The 17,655-nt window shown below is 46.1% G+C and carries 11 protein-coding genes, 2 tRNA genes and 3 rRNA genes; 13 read left to right on the top strand and 3 right to left on the bottom strand.

What is annotated here, in order from left to right:
• Positions 1 to 462 precede the first annotated feature (462 nt).
• From P3L47_RS02360 to P3L47_RS02305, 12 genes are all read left to right on the top strand, one after another.
• A 16S ribosomal RNA gene (locus tag P3L47_RS02360) occupies positions 463 to 1,988 on the top strand.
• 146 nt (positions 1,989 to 2,134) lie between these two features.
• Positions 2,135 to 2,208: transfer RNA gene (locus tag P3L47_RS02355), tRNA-Ile, on the top strand.
• Between the two features lie 93 nt (positions 2,209 to 2,301).
• A tRNA-Ala gene (locus P3L47_RS02350) sits at positions 2,302 to 2,375 on the top strand.
• Positions 2,376 to 2,507: 132 nt separating this feature from the next.
• Positions 2,508 to 5,387: ribosomal RNA gene (locus tag P3L47_RS02345) — 23S ribosomal RNA — on the top strand.
• Positions 5,388 to 5,510: 123 nt separating this feature from the next.
• Positions 5,511 to 5,621 (top strand): 5S ribosomal RNA (gene rrf, locus P3L47_RS02340).
• Together the 16S, 23S and 5S rRNA genes with 2 tRNA genes alongside form the textbook arrangement of a ribosomal RNA operon.
• Positions 5,622 to 5,752: 131 nt before the next feature.
• Entirely contained in the window at positions 5,753 to 6,910 is a 1,158-nt protein-coding gene (locus tag P3L47_RS02335) for a sensor histidine kinase (RefSeq protein ID WP_277782553.1), read from the top strand.
• A gap of 88 nt (positions 6,911 to 6,998) precedes the next feature.
• On the top strand, positions 6,999 to 7,580 hold the full coding sequence (locus P3L47_RS02330) for a YceD family protein (RefSeq protein WP_122363870.1): 582 nt from the start codon (positions 6,999 to 7,001) through the stop codon (positions 7,578 to 7,580).
• A 12-nt stretch (positions 7,581 to 7,592) separates the two neighbouring features.
• Positions 7,593 to 7,778 carry a 50S ribosomal protein L32 gene (gene rpmF, locus P3L47_RS02325; protein WP_081693462.1) on the top strand — a complete coding sequence of 62 codons (186 nt, stop codon included), beginning with the start codon at positions 7,593 to 7,595 and terminating at the stop codon, positions 7,776 to 7,778.
• 104 nt (positions 7,779 to 7,882) lie between these two features.
• Positions 7,883 to 8,887, top strand: coding sequence for a beta-ketoacyl-ACP synthase III (locus tag P3L47_RS02320; RefSeq protein WP_277782552.1), 1,005 nt, complete (start codon positions 7,883 to 7,885; stop codon positions 8,885 to 8,887).
• On the top strand, positions 8,871 to 9,761 hold the full coding sequence (era, locus tag P3L47_RS02315; protein ID WP_122363872.1) for a GTPase Era: 891 nt from the start codon (positions 8,871 to 8,873) through the stop codon (positions 9,759 to 9,761). The genes P3L47_RS02320 and era overlap by 17 nt, the downstream gene beginning before the upstream one ends.
• A gap of 24 nt (positions 9,762 to 9,785) precedes the next feature.
• Positions 9,786 to 11,099 (top strand): ribosome biogenesis GTPase Der, encoded by a 1,314-nt coding sequence (gene der / locus P3L47_RS02310; protein WP_277782551.1) that lies wholly within the window; start codon positions 9,786 to 9,788, stop codon positions 11,097 to 11,099.
• A gap of 118 nt (positions 11,100 to 11,217) precedes the next feature.
• Entirely contained in the window at positions 11,218 to 11,448 is a 231-nt protein-coding gene (locus tag P3L47_RS02305; RefSeq protein ID WP_075558921.1) for a hypothetical protein, read from the top strand.
• A 408-nt stretch (positions 11,449 to 11,856) separates the two neighbouring features.
• Here the strand turns inward: P3L47_RS02305 and P3L47_RS02300 are convergent, their stop codons facing one another.
• The 3 genes from P3L47_RS02300 to P3L47_RS02290 form a co-directional block, all read right to left on the bottom strand.
• A complete protein-coding gene (locus tag P3L47_RS02300) occupies positions 11,857 to 13,620 on the bottom strand; it encodes a DUF4091 domain-containing protein (protein WP_277782550.1) in 1,764 nt (587 codons plus the stop codon).
• A 61-nt stretch (positions 13,621 to 13,681) separates the two neighbouring features.
• Positions 13,682 to 14,752: a TIGR04133 family radical SAM/SPASM protein gene (locus P3L47_RS02295; protein ID WP_277782549.1), complete on the bottom strand. Its 1,071-nt coding sequence runs from the start codon at positions 14,750 to 14,752 to the stop codon at positions 13,682 to 13,684.
• Between the two features lie 18 nt (positions 14,753 to 14,770).
• Positions 14,771 to 15,595, bottom strand: a complete 825-nt coding sequence (locus P3L47_RS02290) for a radical SAM-associated putative lipoprotein (RefSeq protein ID WP_277782548.1) — start codon at positions 15,593 to 15,595, stop codon at positions 14,771 to 14,773.
• 120 nt (positions 15,596 to 15,715) lie between these two features.
• Here P3L47_RS02290 and P3L47_RS02285 point away from each other — a divergent pair, with 120 nt between their 5' ends.
• Positions 15,716 to 17,545, top strand: a complete 1,830-nt coding sequence (locus P3L47_RS02285) for an ABC transporter ATP-binding protein (RefSeq protein WP_277782547.1) — start codon at positions 15,716 to 15,718, stop codon at positions 17,543 to 17,545.
• The last annotated feature ends 110 nt before the right edge of the window (positions 17,546 to 17,655 follow it).

The following is a 17,655-nucleotide window of genomic DNA, read 5'->3' as shown; positions in this document are numbered from 1 at the left end:
GAGGTTAATTTCAGCTGATTTATCCGTGTCGGTTTCGTTTATGCCCGTATTTCTTTTCTCTTTCGTACGTACATTATATAACAACGTCTTTGATGAAAAAATAAATACAAAATATTTGGTAAAATATTTGGAGCGTATGTTGTAAAGCACTACTTTTGCACCCGCATTCGAGAGAGAACGGCGCACCAACATGATGAAAGGGGTAACCTGTGGAAAGGGGATGAGGTTAGAGATTCTAAGCAAGATTCCAACCGCCGCAGCGACTCAAAAAAACTTTGAATTTTTCTTCTGAAAAATTTGGCGGTTAAAATAAAGTCCTTACCTTTGCAGCCGCAATCGAAAGAAAGCGAAAGTTCTTTGAAAGATTTACATATCAACAAGTAGTACAAGTATTAAAAATTAATACCGTCAAAAACTTGAGAATAAATAACGGATTCTGAGCAAGAAAATAAAACAATTTAAACAACGAAGAGTTTGATCCTGGCTCAGGATGAACGCTAGCGACAGGCTTAACACATGCAAGTCGAGGGGCAGCGGGGAGTAGCAATACTCCGCCGGCGACCGGCGCACGGGTGAGTAACGCGTATGCAACCTGCCTATCAGAGGGGAATAACCCGGCGAAAGTCGGACTAATACCGCATAAAACAGGGGTCCCGCATGGGAATATTTGTTAAAGAATTATCGCTGATAGATGGGCATGCGTTCCATTAGATAGTTGGTGAGGTAACGGCTCACCAAGTCCACGATGGATAGGGGTTCTGAGAGGAAGGTCCCCCACACTGGTACTGAGACACGGACCGGACTCTACGGGAGGCAGCAGTGAGGAATATTGGTCAATGGGCGAGAGCCTGAACCAGCCAAGTCGCGTGAAGGATGAAGGATCTATGGTTCGTAAACTTCTTTTATAGGGGAATAAAGTGCTGGACGTGTCCGGTTTTGTATGTACCCTGTGAATAAGGATCGGCTAACTCCGTGCCAGCAGCCGCGGTAATACGGAGGATCCGAGCGTTATCCGGATTTATTGGGTTTAAAGGGTGCGTAGGTGGTTTTTTAAGTCAGCGGTGAAAGTTTGTGGCTCAACCATAAAATTGCCGTTGAAACTGGAGGACTTGAGTATGTTTGAGGTAGGCGGAATGCGTGGTGTAGCGGTGAAATGCATAGATATCACGCAGAACTCCGATTGCGAAGGCAGCTTACTAAACCATAACTGACACTGAAGCACGAAAGCGTGGGGATCAAACAGGATTAGATACCCTGGTAGTCCACGCAGTAAACGATGATTACTAGCTGTTTGCGATACACGGTAAGCGGCACAGCGAAAGCGTTAAGTAATCCACCTGGGGAGTACGCCGGCAACGGTGAAACTCAAAGGAATTGACGGGGGCCCGCACAAGCGGAGGAACATGTGGTTTAATTCGATGATACGCGAGGAACCTTACCCGGGTTTGAACGCATTTGGACCGGAGTGGAAACACTTCTTCTAGTAATAGCCATTTGCGAGGTGCTGCATGGTTGTCGTCAGCTCGTGCCGTGAGGTGTCGGCTTAAGTGCCATAACGAGCGCAACCCTTATCTTTAGTTACTAACAGGTCGAGCTGAGGACTCTAAAGAGACTGCCGGCGTAAGCTGTGAGGAAGGTGGGGATGACGTCAAATCAGCACGGCCCTTACATCCGGGGCGACACACGTGTTACAATGGTGGGGACAAAGGGCAGCTACCTGGCGACAGGATGCTAATCTCCAAACCCCATCTCAGTTCGGATCGAAGTCTGCAACCCGACTTCGTGAAGCTGGATTCGCTAGTAATCGCGCATCAGCCATGGCGCGGTGAATACGTTCCCGGGCCTTGTACACACCGCCCGTCAAGCCATGGGAGTTGGGGGTACCTAAAGTCCGTAACCGCAAGGATCGGCCTAGGGTAAAACCGATGACTGGGGCTAAGTCGTAACAAGGTAGCCGTACCGGAAGGTGCGGCTGGAACACCTCCTTTCTGGAGCGAAGGATTCGTTATCAAGTTGACTAAAGGTATTAGTTAACTTGTACTACAGTTGAATATGTATACAATATAGATCTACCGCCGCAAAAACGTCGGCAAGAGAGAAAAATGATGCTGAGGGCAACCAAGGCAAAGTTGACAGTCCTATAGCTCAGTTGGTTAGAGCGCTACACTGATAATGTAGAGGTCGGCAGTTCAACTCTGCCTGGGACTACGAATATAATTGACAATTGACAATGCACAATTGATAATTATAGAACTCAAACTCTAATTGTCAATTGTTAATTATCAATTGTCAATTGAAACTGGGGGATTAGCTCAGCTGGCTAGAGCATCTGCCTTGCACGCAGAGGGTCAACGGTTCGAATCCGTTATTCTCCACACAAAAATTGTCAATTATCAATTGTTAATTGTCAATTTAAAAGATCTTTGACATGATGGACAACGTAAAATAAAGTAACAAGAGCAAGCTGAAGATATATCAATCCGATTTACCGTATGGTAACCGGAAAAAAGAAAGTAAGCAAGGGCAGACGGTGGATGCCTTGGCTCTCGGAGGCGATGAAGGACGTGATAAGCTGCGATAAGCCGGGGGGAGATGCAAATAATCCTTGATCCTCGGATTTCCGAATGGGGCAACCCGGCAGGTTGAAGGCCTGTCACCTCGTAAGAGGGGCGAACGTGGGGAACTGAAACATCTAAGTACCCATAGGAGGAGAAAATAAGAATGATTCCGCAAGTAGTGGCGAGCGAACGCGGAAGAGCCCAAACCGGTATTGTTTAGGCAATACCGGGGTTGTAGGACCACGCCGTGGCAAGAAATCAGGAAAGTGGAACGCTTTGGAAAAAGCGATCAGAGAGGGTGAAAATCCCGTACACGACTTTCTGAGGAAGCCTAGTGGTATCCTGAGTAGCGCGGAGCACGAGGAATTCTGTGTGAATTAGCGGGGCCCATCCCGTAAGGCTAAATACTCCCGAGAGACCGATAGCGAACCAGTACCGTGAGGGAAAGGTGAAAAGAACCTCGAACAGAGGAGTGAAATAGACCCTGAACCCGTCTGCCTACAAGCGGTCGGAGCAGCCTTAAGGTTGTGACGGCGTGCCTTTTGCATAATGAACCTACGAGTTACTTTCTCCGGCAAGGTTAAGTGATTCAGTCACGGAGCCGAAGCGAAAGCGAGTCTGAACAGGGCGCCATAGTCGGAGGGAGTAGACGCGAAACCAAGTGATCTACCCATGGTCAGGTTGAAGGTTAGGTAACACTAACTGGAGGACCGAACCGGTAAGCGTTGAAAAGCTTTCGGATGAACTGTGGGTAGGGGTGAAAGGCTAATCAAACTTGGAGATAGCTCGTACTCCCCGAAATGCATTTAGGTGCAGCCTTTATTTAGTATAGCATGAGGTAGAGCGACTGATTGGATGCGAGGGCTTCACCGCCTATCAAGTCCAGATAAACTCCGAATGCGTGCTATATATTGATAAGGAGTGAGGGCGCGGGTGCTAAGGTCCGCGTCCGAGAGGAGAAGAATCCGCACCATCAGCTAAGGTCCCCAAATAACAGTTAAGTTGAACTAACGAAGTCAGACTGCAGAGACAGCTAGGATGTTGGCTTGGAAGCAGCCATTCATTTAAAGAGTGCGTAACAGCTCACTAGTCGAGGAGTTTGGCGTGGATAATACTCGGGCATAAACTGTTTACCGAAGCTATGGATGTCGTAAGACATGGTAGGGGAGCATTCCAGCCGCGTAGAAGATAAGGGATAACCCTTGTTGGAGCAACTGGAAAAGCAAATGTAGGTATAAGTAACGATAAAGGAAGTGAGAAACTTCCTCGCCGAAAGACTAAGGTTTCCTGATCAACGTTAATCGGATCAGGGTAAGTCGGGACCTAAGGATAAGCCGAACGGCGATTCCGATGGAAGAATGGTTTAATATTCCCATACTACTTTATGGAGCGATGTGGAGACGGAGAAGTGACAGTCCTGCCATCTGACGGAATAGATGGTTAAAGGGTGTAGATGTCGATCGTGGTAGGCAAATCCGCCATGAGAGTCGAACCTGACAGTATACCGAGTACTTGTACAAGGTAATATGGATGTAAACAGGCTCCCTAGAAAATCCGCTAAGCATATTTATAAAGTACCCGTACCGTAAACGGACACACGTAGTTGGGTTGAGAATACTGAGGCGCTCGAGTGATTCACGGTTAAGGAACTAGGCAAATTGACCCTGTAACTTCGGGATAAAGGGTCCCTACTGAAAGGTAGGGCGCAGAGAATAGGTCCAGGCAACTGTTTAACAAAAACACATGGCTGTGCGAAATAGAAATATGAAGTATACAGCCTGACACCTGCCCGGTGCTGGAAGGTTAAGAGGAGAAGTCATCGCAAGAGAAGCTTTGAATTGAAGCCCCAGTAAACGGCGGCCGTAACTATAACGGTCCTAAGGTAGCGAAATTCCTTGTCGGGTAAGTTCCGACCTGCACGAATGGTGTAATGATCCGACACTGTCTCAACCGTGAGCTCGGTGAAATTGTAGTATCGGTGAAGATGCCGATTACCCGCGATGGGACGAAAAGACCCCGTGAACCTTTACTATAGCTTTACATTGAATTTGGGCAACTAATGTGTAGGATAGGCCGGAGACTATGAAGCAGGCACGCCAGTGTTTGTGGAGTCACCGTTGAAATACGGCCCTTTGGTTGTTTGAGTTCTAACTCGCGGTATGCGAGGACACTGTATGGTGGGTAGTTTGACTGGGGTGGTCGCCTCCAAAAGAGTAACGGAGGCTTCTAAAGGTACCCTCAGACCGATTGGTAACCGGTCGTAGAGTGTAATGGCATAAGGGTGCTTGACTGGGAGAGAGACAACTCGATCAGGTAGGAAACTAGAGCATAGTGATCCGGTGGTTCCGCATGGAAGGGCCATCGCTCAAAGGATAAAAGGTACTCCGGGGATAACAGGCTGATCGCTCCCAAGAGCTCATATCGACGGAGCGGTTTGGCACCTCGATGTCGGCTCGTCACATCCTGGGGCTGGAGAAGGTCCCAAGGGTTGGGCTGTTCGCCCATTAAAGTGGCACGCGAGCTGGGTTCAGAACGCGTGAGACAGTTCGGTCTCTATCTATCGTGGGCGTAGGATATTTGAGAGGCTCTGACACTAGTACGAGAGGACCGTGTTGGACAGACCCCTGGTTTACCGGTTGTACCGCCAGGTGCACCGCCGGGTAGCTAAGTCTGGATTGGATAAGTGCTGAAAGCATCTAAGTACGAAGCCAGCCTCAAGATAAGATATCCCTCAAGGGTCGTCGTAGACTACTACAGCGTTGATAGGCTACAGGTGTAAGGGCAGTAATGTCGAAGCCGAGTAGTACTAATAGCCCGAGACTTTCTTTTTCCGGAGAAAGGGTTGATATATCTGAAGAATTGACAATTGACAATTGAGAATTGACAATTATTGATTCGCTCTATGGTTACGTTAAAGTAACGTTGTCCAAAGTCAAACATCTTAAAAGGTATTAAGGTGGTTATAGCGTTGGGGATCCACCTCTTCCCATTCCGAACAGAGAAGTTAAGCCCAACCACGTCGATGGTACTGCGTAAAAGTGGGAGAGTAGATAGCCGCCGTTTTATTCAGGCGAAAGCTGAAAGACAGGAGGAGTTCATTCGAAAGAGTGGACTCCTTTTTTTATTCTTCTGGCTTTTTATAATAATGTATCTTTTTTCCCGTTCTAATATACGTTGAGCATGAATTTTAGATTATGAGCAGTATATATGATTCCCGACAACGGTTAAAGTATCTTTTCATTTTAATTGCCACATTGATTGCAATCGTTTCAGTGTTTGTTTCTGATAAACTTGTGAAGAGTTTGGCGCAGGAAGAACGACAGAAAGTCGAGATTTGGGCGGAAGCACAGCGTATGATCGCTTCTGAGACCAACGGATCGAATATGGCTCTTATCCTGAAAATTTTGGAGAGCAATACGACTATCCCTGTTCTGTGGTGTAATGAAAAGGACAGCGTCATCGCTGAGAAGAATATCGAACTTCCGGAAAAAGAGGTCGACCAGTTTCTGAAGAACAAAGTCCGTGAACTAAAGAGTAAGAATCCCCCTATATTGATCGATATGCAGGACGGAACTTTCCAGTACCTGTATTATGATGATTCAATTATTCTGAAAAGGCTTCTCATCTATCCTTATGCTCAGCTGACGGTTGTGTTTATATTTATCCTGATCGCTTTCCTGGCTCTTGCCAGCACGAAGAAAGCCGAACAGAATAAAGTATGGGTCGGATTATCCAAGGAAACGGCCCATCAGCTCGGAACCCCTATCTCTTCACTGATCGCTTGGGTGGAATATCTCCGTACCAAAGAAATAGATCCTTCCCTGCTTAGTGAGATGGAAAAAGACGTAAAGCGTTTGGAGATGATTGCAGAGCGTTTCTCGAAGATCGGATCCAATCCGGACCCGATACCTGTCAATATCAGCGATTCGATCCGTACGGCTTTAAATTATATGGAAACGCGTATCTCTTCCAAGGTAAAGATATATACTCATCTTCCTGAAAATCCGGTACTGGTCTTAATGAACGACTCCTTATTTGCCTGGGTGATTGAAAACCTGACAAAAAATGCTGTGGATGCGATGGAAGGGCAGGGTGAAATCACTTTTCAGGTAGAAGAGCGGGAAAAGACAGTCCGTATCGATATTACGGATTCAGGCAAAGGTATTCCTAAGTCAAAATACAAGACGGTTTTCAATCCGGGGTATACAACCAAGAAGCGCGGATGGGGACTCGGTTTGTCTTTGGTAAAGCGCATTATCGAGTCTTATCACGGCGGTAAGATATTCGTAAAGAGCTCAGAAGTCGGAAAAGGCACGACATTTCGCATAGAGCTTCGAAAATATAGAGGCTAAATCATTCAATAATAAAAAATAACTGTAAAGTTATTGCATTTGTGTTTAGTTTTTTCGTACCTTTGCAAGGTTTTTACACTAAAAGGCTTTGGGAAAATTTAAATTATATAATGTAGATTTGAAAAATCTCGCTCCAGGAGTGCACGAATTCGAGTATTTACTGGAGAACAAGTTTTTTGTGGACATTGACGGAGATGAAGTCCAGAAGGGCAAAGTCAAGGTTCACCTGACGGTGAAACGTACGTCAGTGGCTTATGAAATGAACTTTCAGATTGAAGGTGTAGCAATCGTTCCGTGCGACAGATGTTTGGACGACATGGAGATTCCGGTTGATACCCATAATCGCTTGGTAGTGAAATTCGGCAAAGAATATGCCGAAGAGAGCGACGAAGTGGTAGTAATACCCGAAGAGGAAGGTGCCATTAATCTGGCATGGTTCCTTTATGAGTTTATTGCATTGGCAGTACCGATGAAGCATGTACATGCTCCGGGCAAATGCAATAAGACCATGTCGACGAAGCTGAAGAAGCACACTGCTAAAAGTACAGATGACGGAGATGATGATTACGAAGAAGAAGTGGACGATATTTCCATGGATGATGACGTAAGCGGTAATTCTGATCCTCGCTGGGATGCCCTGAAAGGTTTGATGGAGAATGATAACAATTAAATAAATTAAAACATGGCACATCCTAAAAGAAGACAAGGTAAGACAAGAACAGCCAAGAGAAGAACTCATGACAAGGCTGTCACTCCAACAATGGCTATTTGCCCGAACTGCGGCGCATGGCATATTTATCACACTGTATGCGGCGAATGCGGCTATTACAGAGGTAAGTTAGCTATCGTAAAAGAAGCAGCTGTGTAAGTTTGTCATAATCACATAGATTTTGATAAACGAAAGAAATAGCCCTAAAAGTATTTTTAGGGCTAATTTTTTAATTGGGATATAGTCTCATTATTTTTAAAGTTATGGATAAATTGAACGCGGTTATAACAGGTGTAGGCGGATACGTTCCTGAAGATGTATTGACAAACGGGGACATCTCGAAACTGGTCGATACGACAGATGAATGGATCATGACACGTGTTGGTATCAAAGAACGCCGAATTTTGAAAGGAGAGGGCATGGGTACCTCTTACATGGGCATACGTGCTGTGAAGCAACTGCTCGAAAAAACGAATGTGAACCCGGAAGAGATAGAAGTGATCCTGACTGCTACGACGACAGCGGATCATCACTTCCCTACTACCTCTTCGATCATCGCTCACCATACTGGATGTAAGAATGCAATGACTTTCGATTTGCAGGGGGCTTGTGCAGGTTTCCTGTATGGGCTGGAAACAGGTGCAAACTATATTCGTTCGGGACGTTATAAGAAAGTAATTGTTGTTGCCGGTGATAAGATGACAGCCATTACCGATTATCAGGACCGTTCGACTTGTCCTCTGTTTGGCGATGCCTGTGGTGCAGTGTTACTGGAACCGACGACGGAAGATGTTGGTATTATCGATACGATCCTGCGTACGGAAGGTACCGGTTATTCTCACTTGATCATGAAATCTGGTGGTTCAGCCTATCCTCCCAGCCACGAGACTGTTGATAATCGCGAACATTTCGTTTTTCAGGATGGTAAATATGTATTTAAGTATGCTGTTTCTTATATGGCCGATGTGGCTGCAGAAATAGCAGAGAAAAATAATCTGACTCACGACGATATTACATGGATTGTTCCCCACCAGGCCAACCTGCGCATCATCGATGCAACAGCCAAACGTTTGGGTGTGGATATGGACAAAGTCATGATCAATATCCAGAAATACGGTAATACAAGTGCCGGAACAATTCCTATCTGTCTTTGGGAGTGGGAAGACAAGCTGAAGAAAGGGGATAACCTGATTTTGGCTGCATTCGGTGCCGGTTTTACCTGGGGTGCAATTTATCTTAAATGGGGTTATAATGGAAAACAAGCATAAGTCCGGCTTTGTTAATATTGTCGGTAATCCTAATGTAGGGAAGTCTACGCTGATGAACCGTTTGGTGGGAGAGCGCATCTCCATCATCACGTCGAAGGCGCAGACCACCCGTCATCGTATCATGGGGATTGTGAATACCGACGATATGCAGATCGTGTATTCAGACACGCCGGGAGTCCTGCATCCGAATTATAAGTTGCAGGAATCTATGCTGAATTTTTCGGAGTCGGCATTAGGCGATGCCGACGTGTTACTCTATGTGACCGATGTCGTTGAGACAATCGATAAAAATGAAGAATTTCTTCAGCGGGTTAAAACGGTAGAATGTCCCGTCCTGTTGCTGATCAACAAGATTGATACAAGCAACCAGGGGGAACTGGAAAAACTGGTTGCCCACTGGAACGAGATACTGCCGAAAGCGGAAATTATTCCGATCTCGGCACTTTCAAACTTCAATATTGATTATGTAAAGCAACGGGTGGAGACTTTGATGCCCGAATCTCCCCCTTATTTTGAAAAAGACGCGCTTACCGATAAACCGGCCCGCTTCTTTGTGACGGAGATCATTCGCGAGAAGATACTCCTGTACTACCAGAAGGAGATACCGTATGCGGTGGAAGTCGTTGTAGAGCTGTTTAAGGAAGAAGAAGAAATGATTCACATCAAGGCGCTCATCATTGTGGAACGGGATTCCCAAAAAGGGATTATCATCGGGCATAAGGGACAGGCACTGAAAAAAGTAGGAGCCATGGCCCGCAAGGATATTGAACGTTTCTTTGATAAGAAGGTATTCCTGGAAATGTTTGTCAAGGTAGAAAAAGACTGGCGTAACAGGGATAACATTCTGAAGAATTTTGGTTATCAGCTGGATTAATAACAGCGTACAGAAAGGAAATTTATGGGAAATATTGTAGCAATTGTTGGTAGGCCCAACGTAGGAAAGTCCACCCTGTTCAACCGTCTGACCCAATCGCGTCAGGCCATCGTGAACGATGAAGCAGGAACTACCCGCGACCGTCAATACGGTAAAGTGGACTGGACCGGTAAAGAGTTTTCGCTGATCGATACAGGCGGATGGGTAATTAATTCGGATGACGTTTTTGAAGAAGAGATAAACAAACAGGTACAGGTCGCGCTCGACGAGGCGGATGTGATCTTGTTTGTCGTAGATGTTTTGAACGGTATTACTGATTTGGATATCGAAGTGGCTAAGATCCTGCGCCGCAACAAGAAGCCGGTTATCGTAGTCGCCAATAAAGCCGATAACTTTGAAATGCACGCTGCTTCGGCGGAGTTCTATTCGTTCGGTTTGGGCGATCCTTTCTGCGTATCAGCCATCAACGGTTCCAACTCAGGTGACCTGCTGGATAAGATCGTTGAGACGCTTCCGGAGGATCAGTCTGAAACATTGGAAGAAGAGCTGCCCCGTATTGCCATCATCGGCCGTCCGAATGCCGGAAAATCTTCTCTGATCAATGCGTTTATCGGTGAAGAGCGTCATATCGTGACGGATATTGCCGGTACGACCCGCGATTCGATCTACACAAAATACAATAAATTCGGCCTGAATTTCTATCTAGTGGATACAGCCGGTATCCGTAAGAAAGGAAAGGTGAACGAAGACCTGGAATATTATTCCGTGATCCGTTCGATCCGTGCCATTGAAAACTCTGATGTCTGTATCCTGATGGTGGATGCCACCCGTGGTATCGAGAGCCAGGATCTGAATATATTCTCTTTGGTGCAGAAGAATAAAAAGGGTTTGGTGGTTTGTGTAAACAAATGGGATTTGGTGGAAGACAAGAGCCAGCAGGTGATTGACAGTTATACGAATGCCATTCGCGAACGTTTGGCACCGTTTACCGATTTCCCTATCCTGTTTATTTCGGCACTGACCAAGCAGCGTATCCTGAAAGTGCTGGAAACGGCCAAGGAAGTCTACGACAACCGTCAGAAACGTATCCCTACAGCGAAACTGAACGAGATCATGCTGCCGATCATCGAGAACTATCCGCCTCCAGCATGGAAAGGAAAGTATATCAAGATCAAATACATCACTCAGTTGCCAGCCGGACAGGTTCCGTCGTTCGTATTCTTTGCCAACCTGCCGCAATGGATCAAGGAGCCTTACAAACGCTTCCTGGAGAACAAGATCCGCGATAACTGGGATTTCACAGGGACACCGATCAATATTTTCATTCGCGAGAAATAAGAAACAAAAAAGAGATGCTGTTACAGTATCTCTTTTTTTATAGGTTTTCTTTTTCATAGATTTTATTCGGAAAAGAATATCTATCTTTATCACATTCTAATTAATAACAATTACAACTATGACAAAAATTAATCATTTTTCATCAGATTCGGACTTATCAACTCAAAAAGATAAGTCTTGTGCATGTCGGAATTCCGATAAATGGAATCCGAATGTTCCGCTTCAAACTTCCCAAGAAGAATTTTGGGAACATATCCATGAGATAGAACGGGGAAGGTTTACTCCTTTAGACGAAGGTTTCCAAAAATTTGAGCAATGGAAAACGGCGCTCCTAAAAAGCCGGTTGTAGTTAGTGACCGCTTTTGGGAAAGTTATAATTCCGTATACGAACAAGGCCTTGACTTATTTGGGTATTTTCAAGCAGAAGCATATGCTGCTTCAAGCATAAATCGAATCAAACAAACGCGGAAAATACAGATAGAATAGTTTCATTGTAAAAGAAAGAGAGTGTGCCATAGTGTGATTTTTGACACACTCTCTTTGTTCTTTATCCTTTTTACTGTCGGGCTTATCACATGATTGGGCGGTCGTCGTCCTTGTCGGAATCATTGATACATATATAATAAAAGGGAAGGAACTGTTTGGATAAGACGGTTTCTGTCGGGGGAAAGGATAATGCGCCGAAAAGATCTCGGTTTCCGTGTCGGAACGGGAAATATTTTTCGGCGCACTATTTATTTTTTGCGTTATCTTTTTATCAGAACGAATTTAGCACCTTATTCAGTTCATTGACCATCTCGTCAGCCGACTTCTGTGTCTCAGCCAACCCTTCCGGTGTAAACATGGCAACTGTTTTGTTCAATTTGGCCAGTTTGCTGCCTTTCAGTTCTTCGCGGAGGATACGGATCTTTTCGGCATCCTGAAGACCTTCCACCAGACGTTCGAAACGGATGGAGCTACGAGGACCCGGATAGATACTATACGTATCGCCGGCAGCCCAGGTACGGAAACGGGAGTCGCGCAACGGATCAGCCGTCCAGCTGTTGACAGCCCAACGCAGGTAACCGTCATAGCCACCGGCTACGGCATGAACGATTGTCCACGGAGCTTCTGCCGGATCGGAGAAGGTAAATGTGTTCGGGAAAGCTTCTGTACAGCAAGTGTAAACGGTGCTGATCTGACCTTTGCGGTCGCGTTCAGCCTTTACATCTTCCGGGAATTTGTTTCCGTACGGGATACTCAGGTAATATAGGTCGCTTTGTATCTCTTTGTGATAGTTACCCGCCAGCGTGATTTTAAATTCAGGATCGGCGGCTTTGATCACCTTGATGGCTTCCTGCATCGCTTCCATAGGACGTTCGTCCATGGAAATGGCAGTCTTTTCGAACCAGCCTTTTGTACGGAGGTGACGGGAGAAATCTTTCAGGAAAGAACCCCAGTAATCTGCATAGGCTGCATCACCCGGTTTAGCTTCGATAAACTGAACGCGGTTGGTTGCCTGGTCGAAATAGTCGAAGCTGAGTGCCCACGGGATCATTGTGTAGCAACTGATCAGGTCGTTGATGCCCACATCGTTCATCATGAAATCCACCCATTTGTCGAAGACGGTATAATCGAACGCCCATGTGCCGTCGATCTTCTTCATGCGGAATACCATGCTGTCGAAATGATCTTCCGTCTGTCCTGCCCAGGGTTTGTGCATGATACTGGTGGTGATGGCACGTTGTCCGGCATTCGCCAACATCTTCATGATCGGGCGCATAGCGTCGAAATGTTCCTTGCTCCAAAGCGGCACATCGTAATAGCGGGCCACGGAGTACGGGTTCTGCCATAAATCCAGATGGAATTTCCAGTCTTTCGGTTCCGGCAGGGTACGGTTCAGGACATCTATCTCCACCTGCAGGTTCATCGGCTGGAAGTTTTTGCCTGAAACAGTCAGTGTTCCCTTGTATTTTCCGGCACGTGCATCCGACGGCACCCATACATTCATCCAGATTGGCTGGGTGGTACGTGCCTTGACGTCATGCATCTTTACGATATCCAATACGTCGGCAACAACGGAAGAATCCCATTCCGCCTTGTTTTCACGATGTCCGCAACCGCCTTTACGGTCTTTGTTCAGTTCGTCTGTCATGACGTAACGAACGAAGTTGGTGGTGATGGCAGAAGAAGGGATAACGGATGAGCCGTTTTTCAAATCGGTCACTGTGATAGTGGCATCCGACAAATCGGCGGTAGTCCACAATACAGCCTGCGCGTTGACACGTTCCCCTTTCCAGGCTTTTGCCTGCCAGCGGGAGTTTTTGGTTATTTTAGGAATACTGAGTTTCGGATAACGAACGTCCGTGCTTGCCCAGCTCAGTTGGGTCGGCGTTGTTATTTTATTCCAGATAGCCTCACTGTCGTGTGGCTTGGTGTCGGTCAGTTCGGTGTAATCGGTACAGATTTTGGAATCCGATTGCTGTGCGTAACAAACCGGGCCTAGCGTTAGCAGGGCACAAAGGATAAGCGAGTTTTTCATGTATAAATGCTTTAGAAGTTTATTCGGGGGATAAAGATAGAAAAAAGATGGAATATATAATTCATTTGATCCTGTTATAATGACAGAACAGCAGATTGCCGTCGTCGTCATACAGGTGCATGCCGTTCCCCTCGCAGTACCGGTACATTTTACAGTCGGCACATTGTCCTTTGCGGGTCCACTCCCGGTTGCGATAGGGTTTGAACTCATTATTCCATACGTCGATGAATTTATCTTTATAGATATTCCCCTGATGGAAGTTGGCACGGATACTCGGACAACCGGAGATGGAGCCGTCGGCTAATACCGAAGCCGTATTGACCCCGGCATTACACTGGAAGATCGAGTCTCGTACTTCGGCTTCATAGTTACCCAGGAATCCTTCACATCCATAGCTGACATGTATAAGTCCCTCCTTCCGGCAATAACGGATGAAGTTGAGCATCCAGGTGAACTGTTCGTTACTGAGTTGCAGTTCCGGAACTTCGGCAGCGCGTCCGACGGGAAAGATGGTGAACAGACGCCACCGTTTTACACCCATCTCCACAAGAAATTCCTTGAATAGTTTCAGGTCCTTGAAATTTTGCTGATTCACGCAAGTGACGACATCCCAGACGATCTCTTTCTCTTCCGCCAGCATACAGATGGCATTGACTGCGTTCTCGAAACTCTTCGGATGGCGGCGCAACCAATTGTGTGCTTCCTCGAAGCCGTCGAGACTGATCGTTGCCGAGTGCAGCCCGGAAGCCAATAGGGAGTCCAGTCGTTCGCGGGTAAGTAACAGGCCGTTCGAGACAATCCCCCAGGGATAGCCCCGGTTGTATAATTCCAGTCCGCAGGTTTCAATATCTTTGCGAACGAGGGCTTCTCCGCCGGTAAATATAACCAGTACTTTATTGGGGTCGACATGAGGAGTAATATCGTCTATTACTTTCAGAAAATCTTCCATCGGCATGTCCTTCATGCCGGCCGATACGTGGCAATCGCTGCCGCAATGACGGCAGGAAGCGTTGCAACGAAGCGTACATTCCCAAAAGAGTGTGCGTAGTTCGTGTAGCTTGGCTTTGTTTCTCCTGATACTTCGGGCGAGTTCCAAAGCGATACGCTTACGAAATCCGGGGCGTTTATCCATCCTTGTCTTTTTTAGTTTTTATTTCCTTTTCAGAGTGAAGTTTACTTCTTTCGATCCTTTTCCGATCAGCATCCCTTTTCCTCCTGATAGTTCTATCTCTGCAAAGTTAATCATTTCTGATTTCATTTCATAGGGATTGGAATTCCAGTATCCTTTTAAAAGTTCAGTTTCGATTGTATATTCTTCTATTGTCTCCAGGTCGCACGTGAAACTGTACATTCCATTCCCGTTCGTAATGGCAAGGTAATCGGATATCTTGTCCGGAACATTCGACAGCAGGGAAGGGCTACTGCTGATGACTATACCCGCTATCGGATAGCCGTCGTCGCCTGTAACTTGTCCGTGAATCGTATAAAGGGCGTGGGGAACTTTGTGGGTATCGACGTATGGCGTGAGTGTTATTTTGGTTTCCATCGTGGCTGCTCCTTCATACCAGGTGCCTCCTCCTTTAAAGTCTGCATTCCTGAATGAGACATATGAGTTGTTGGTAGCGAATTTCCCGCCATTTTCTTCTTCATCGATATCCTTGGATATCAACTGGTAAGTCATTCCCGGAAAATCTCCTTTTTTCCACAGAAATTCTCCGTTGGAATCGCTGTAGACCGTATCACTGTGCGCCCAGGCACTTTCCGGAATAGAATCTCTGATCTCTATCTGTATGTCAGGGATCGGGTCGCCCTGGTTATTCACCACCTTTCCTTTGATCGTGTAATCGGCATGGGGGCATCCGTATTCTACTGTTCCTATTTTGTCACAAGCAGCCAACGAGAAACCCAGGAGGCTCAATAATCCGGCCAACATTTTGTTTGTGAAGGTCAGAAAGAAATGATTTGTTTTATTCATATCCGTATGGTTTTATTTGTATTAACATCCATATCTAATAGATGCAAAGATAACTATAAACGTTGCACCACCTGTTTTTTATGAGTAACTTGCGCGCCAAATCCAATCGACTAAATAAACATGAAAGATTTTCTACTGGTACTGAAACGGTTCGTACCCCCTTACAAGAAATATCTGGTTCTGACAATCCTGTTGAATATCTTGTCAGCGATCCTGAATGTATTTTCTTTTACTTTGCTGATACCTATTCTTCAGATATTGTTCAAGCTGGATAACAAGGTATACGAGTATATCCCCTGGGGAGCGGAAGGTGTAAGTCTGAAAGATATAGCCATCAATAATTTCTATTATTTCGTTACGGACCTGATCTCTTACTACGGGGCGAGCCTGACATTGCTTATACTGGGACTGTTCCTGGCGTTTATGACGATGCTGAAGACCGGCTCTTATTTTCTATCGTCGGCAACGATGATTCCGATCCGTACCGGTGTGGTTCGTGATATCCGGAACCAGCTTTATAAAAAGATATTAGACCTTCCGCTGGGATTCTTTTCGGAAGAGCGTAAAGGGGATATCCTGGCGCGTATAAGCGGCGATGTGCAGGAAATCGAAAGTTCGATCATGAGTTCGTTGGATATGTTGTTCAAGAACCCGATCCTGATCCTTATTTATTTCGGAACGCTGATTGCCGTGAGTTGGCAGTTGACACTTTTCACGTTGATCGTCCTACCGTTGATGGGCTGGGTGATGGGTACGGTCGGTAAAAAGCTGAAACGGAAATCGATGGAAGCCCAGAACCAATGGAGCGACCTAATGTCGCAGGTGGAAGAAACACTGGGTGGTCTGCGCATCATCAAGGCTTTTAATGCAGAGAAGAAGATGGACGAGCGTTTTATCAATGCCGACAATATCTACCGGAATACGATCAGCCGCGTGAACACCCGCCAGCAGCTGGCACACCCGATGAGTGAATTTTTGGGAACGATCCTGATCGTGATCGTCCTTTGGTTCGGCGGAACGTTGATCCTGAATAACAACTCCAGTATCGATGCCCCTTCCTTTATCTTTTATTTGGTGATGCTGTACAGTCTGATCAATCCGCTGAAAGAATTTTCAAAAGCCAGTTATAATATCCCTAAAGGATTGGCATCCATGGAACGTGTGGATAAGATATTGCAGACGGTGAGTACAATACAGAACCCTGCCACTCCGAAACCGATCAGTCTGAATAAATCGATCCGTTATAACGATGTCTGGTTTAAATATCAGAATGAGTGGGTATTGAAAAACGTGAACCTGGAAATCCCCAAAGGGAAGACTGTTGCCCTGGTCGGCCAGTCCGGTTCCGGTAAAAGCACGCTGGTGGACCTGTTACCCCGTTTTTATGATGTGGAAAAAGGCAGAATAATGATTGACGATACGGATGTCCGTGATGCCTCCCTCTACGACTTGCGGGGATTGATGGGAAATGTGAACCAAGAAGCGATCCTCTTCAACGATACTTTCTTCAATAACATCTCTTTCGGTGTGGAAGGTGCGACACTGGAGCAGGTACAGGAAGCTGCCCGTATCGCAAATGCCCATGAGTTTATTATGGCTAGCGAAGAAGGGTATGATACGAATATCGGTGACCGTGGCGGTAAACTGTCCGGCGGACAGCGGCAGCGTATCAGTATTGCCCGTGCAATCTTGAAGAACCCGCCGATCCTGATCCTCGACGAAGCCACTTCTGCATTGGATACGGAGTCGGAACGTCTGGTTCAGGAAGCGTTGGAAAACCTGATGCGTAACCGTACGACCATCGTTATTGCCCATCGTCTTTCCACGATCCGCAATGCGGATGAGATATGCGTAATGCATGAAGGAGAGATCGTGGAACGGGGCCGCCATGAAGAACTGCTCGAACTGAATGGCTATTACAAGCGGTTGTGCGATATGCAGAGTTTCTGATACTGATTATTATTTTTTATTTATAATACTATGAACTCAATTCGATTAAAGGAGATAGGGCGGAAAATCATTCGTCCTTCTGTTGCCGTCTTATTAGTTATTTTGACAGC

This window comes from Parabacteroides chongii, from assembly GCF_029581355.1.
GTDB lineage: Bacteria > Bacteroidota > Bacteroidia > Bacteroidales > Tannerellaceae > Parabacteroides > Parabacteroides chongii.
This window is presented reverse-complemented; position numbering and strand designations above follow the sequence as displayed.

Bases quoted from the DNA above. Each gene is read 5' to 3' on its own strand.
- P3L47_RS02335 (WP_277782553.1), top strand. From the start codon at position 5,753: ATGAGCAGTATATATGATTCCCGACAACGGTTAAAGTATCTTTTCATT.
- rpmF (WP_081693462.1), top strand. From the start codon at position 7,593: ATGGCACATCCTAAAAGAAGACAAGGTAAGACAAGAACAGCCAAGAGA.
- P3L47_RS02320 (WP_277782552.1), top strand. From the start codon at position 7,883: ATGGATAAATTGAACGCGGTTATAACAGGTGTAGGCGGATACGTTCCT.
- era (WP_122363872.1), top strand. From the start codon at position 8,871: ATGGAAAACAAGCATAAGTCCGGCTTTGTTAATATTGTCGGTAATCCT.
- der (WP_277782551.1), top strand. From the start codon at position 9,786: ATGGGAAATATTGTAGCAATTGTTGGTAGGCCCAACGTAGGAAAGTCC.
- P3L47_RS02305 (WP_075558921.1), top strand. From the start codon at position 11,218: ATGACAAAAATTAATCATTTTTCATCAGATTCGGACTTATCAACTCAA.
- P3L47_RS02300 (WP_277782550.1), bottom strand. From the start codon at position 13,620: ATGAAAAACTCGCTTATCCTTTGTGCCCTGCTAACGCTAGGCCCGGTT.
- P3L47_RS02295 (WP_277782549.1), bottom strand. From the start codon at position 14,752: ATGGATAAACGCCCCGGATTTCGTAAGCGTATCGCTTTGGAACTCGCC.
- P3L47_RS02290 (WP_277782548.1), bottom strand. From the start codon at position 15,595: ATGAATAAAACAAATCATTTCTTTCTGACCTTCACAAACAAAATGTTG.
- P3L47_RS02285 (WP_277782547.1), top strand. From the start codon at position 15,716: ATGAAAGATTTTCTACTGGTACTGAAACGGTTCGTACCCCCTTACAAG.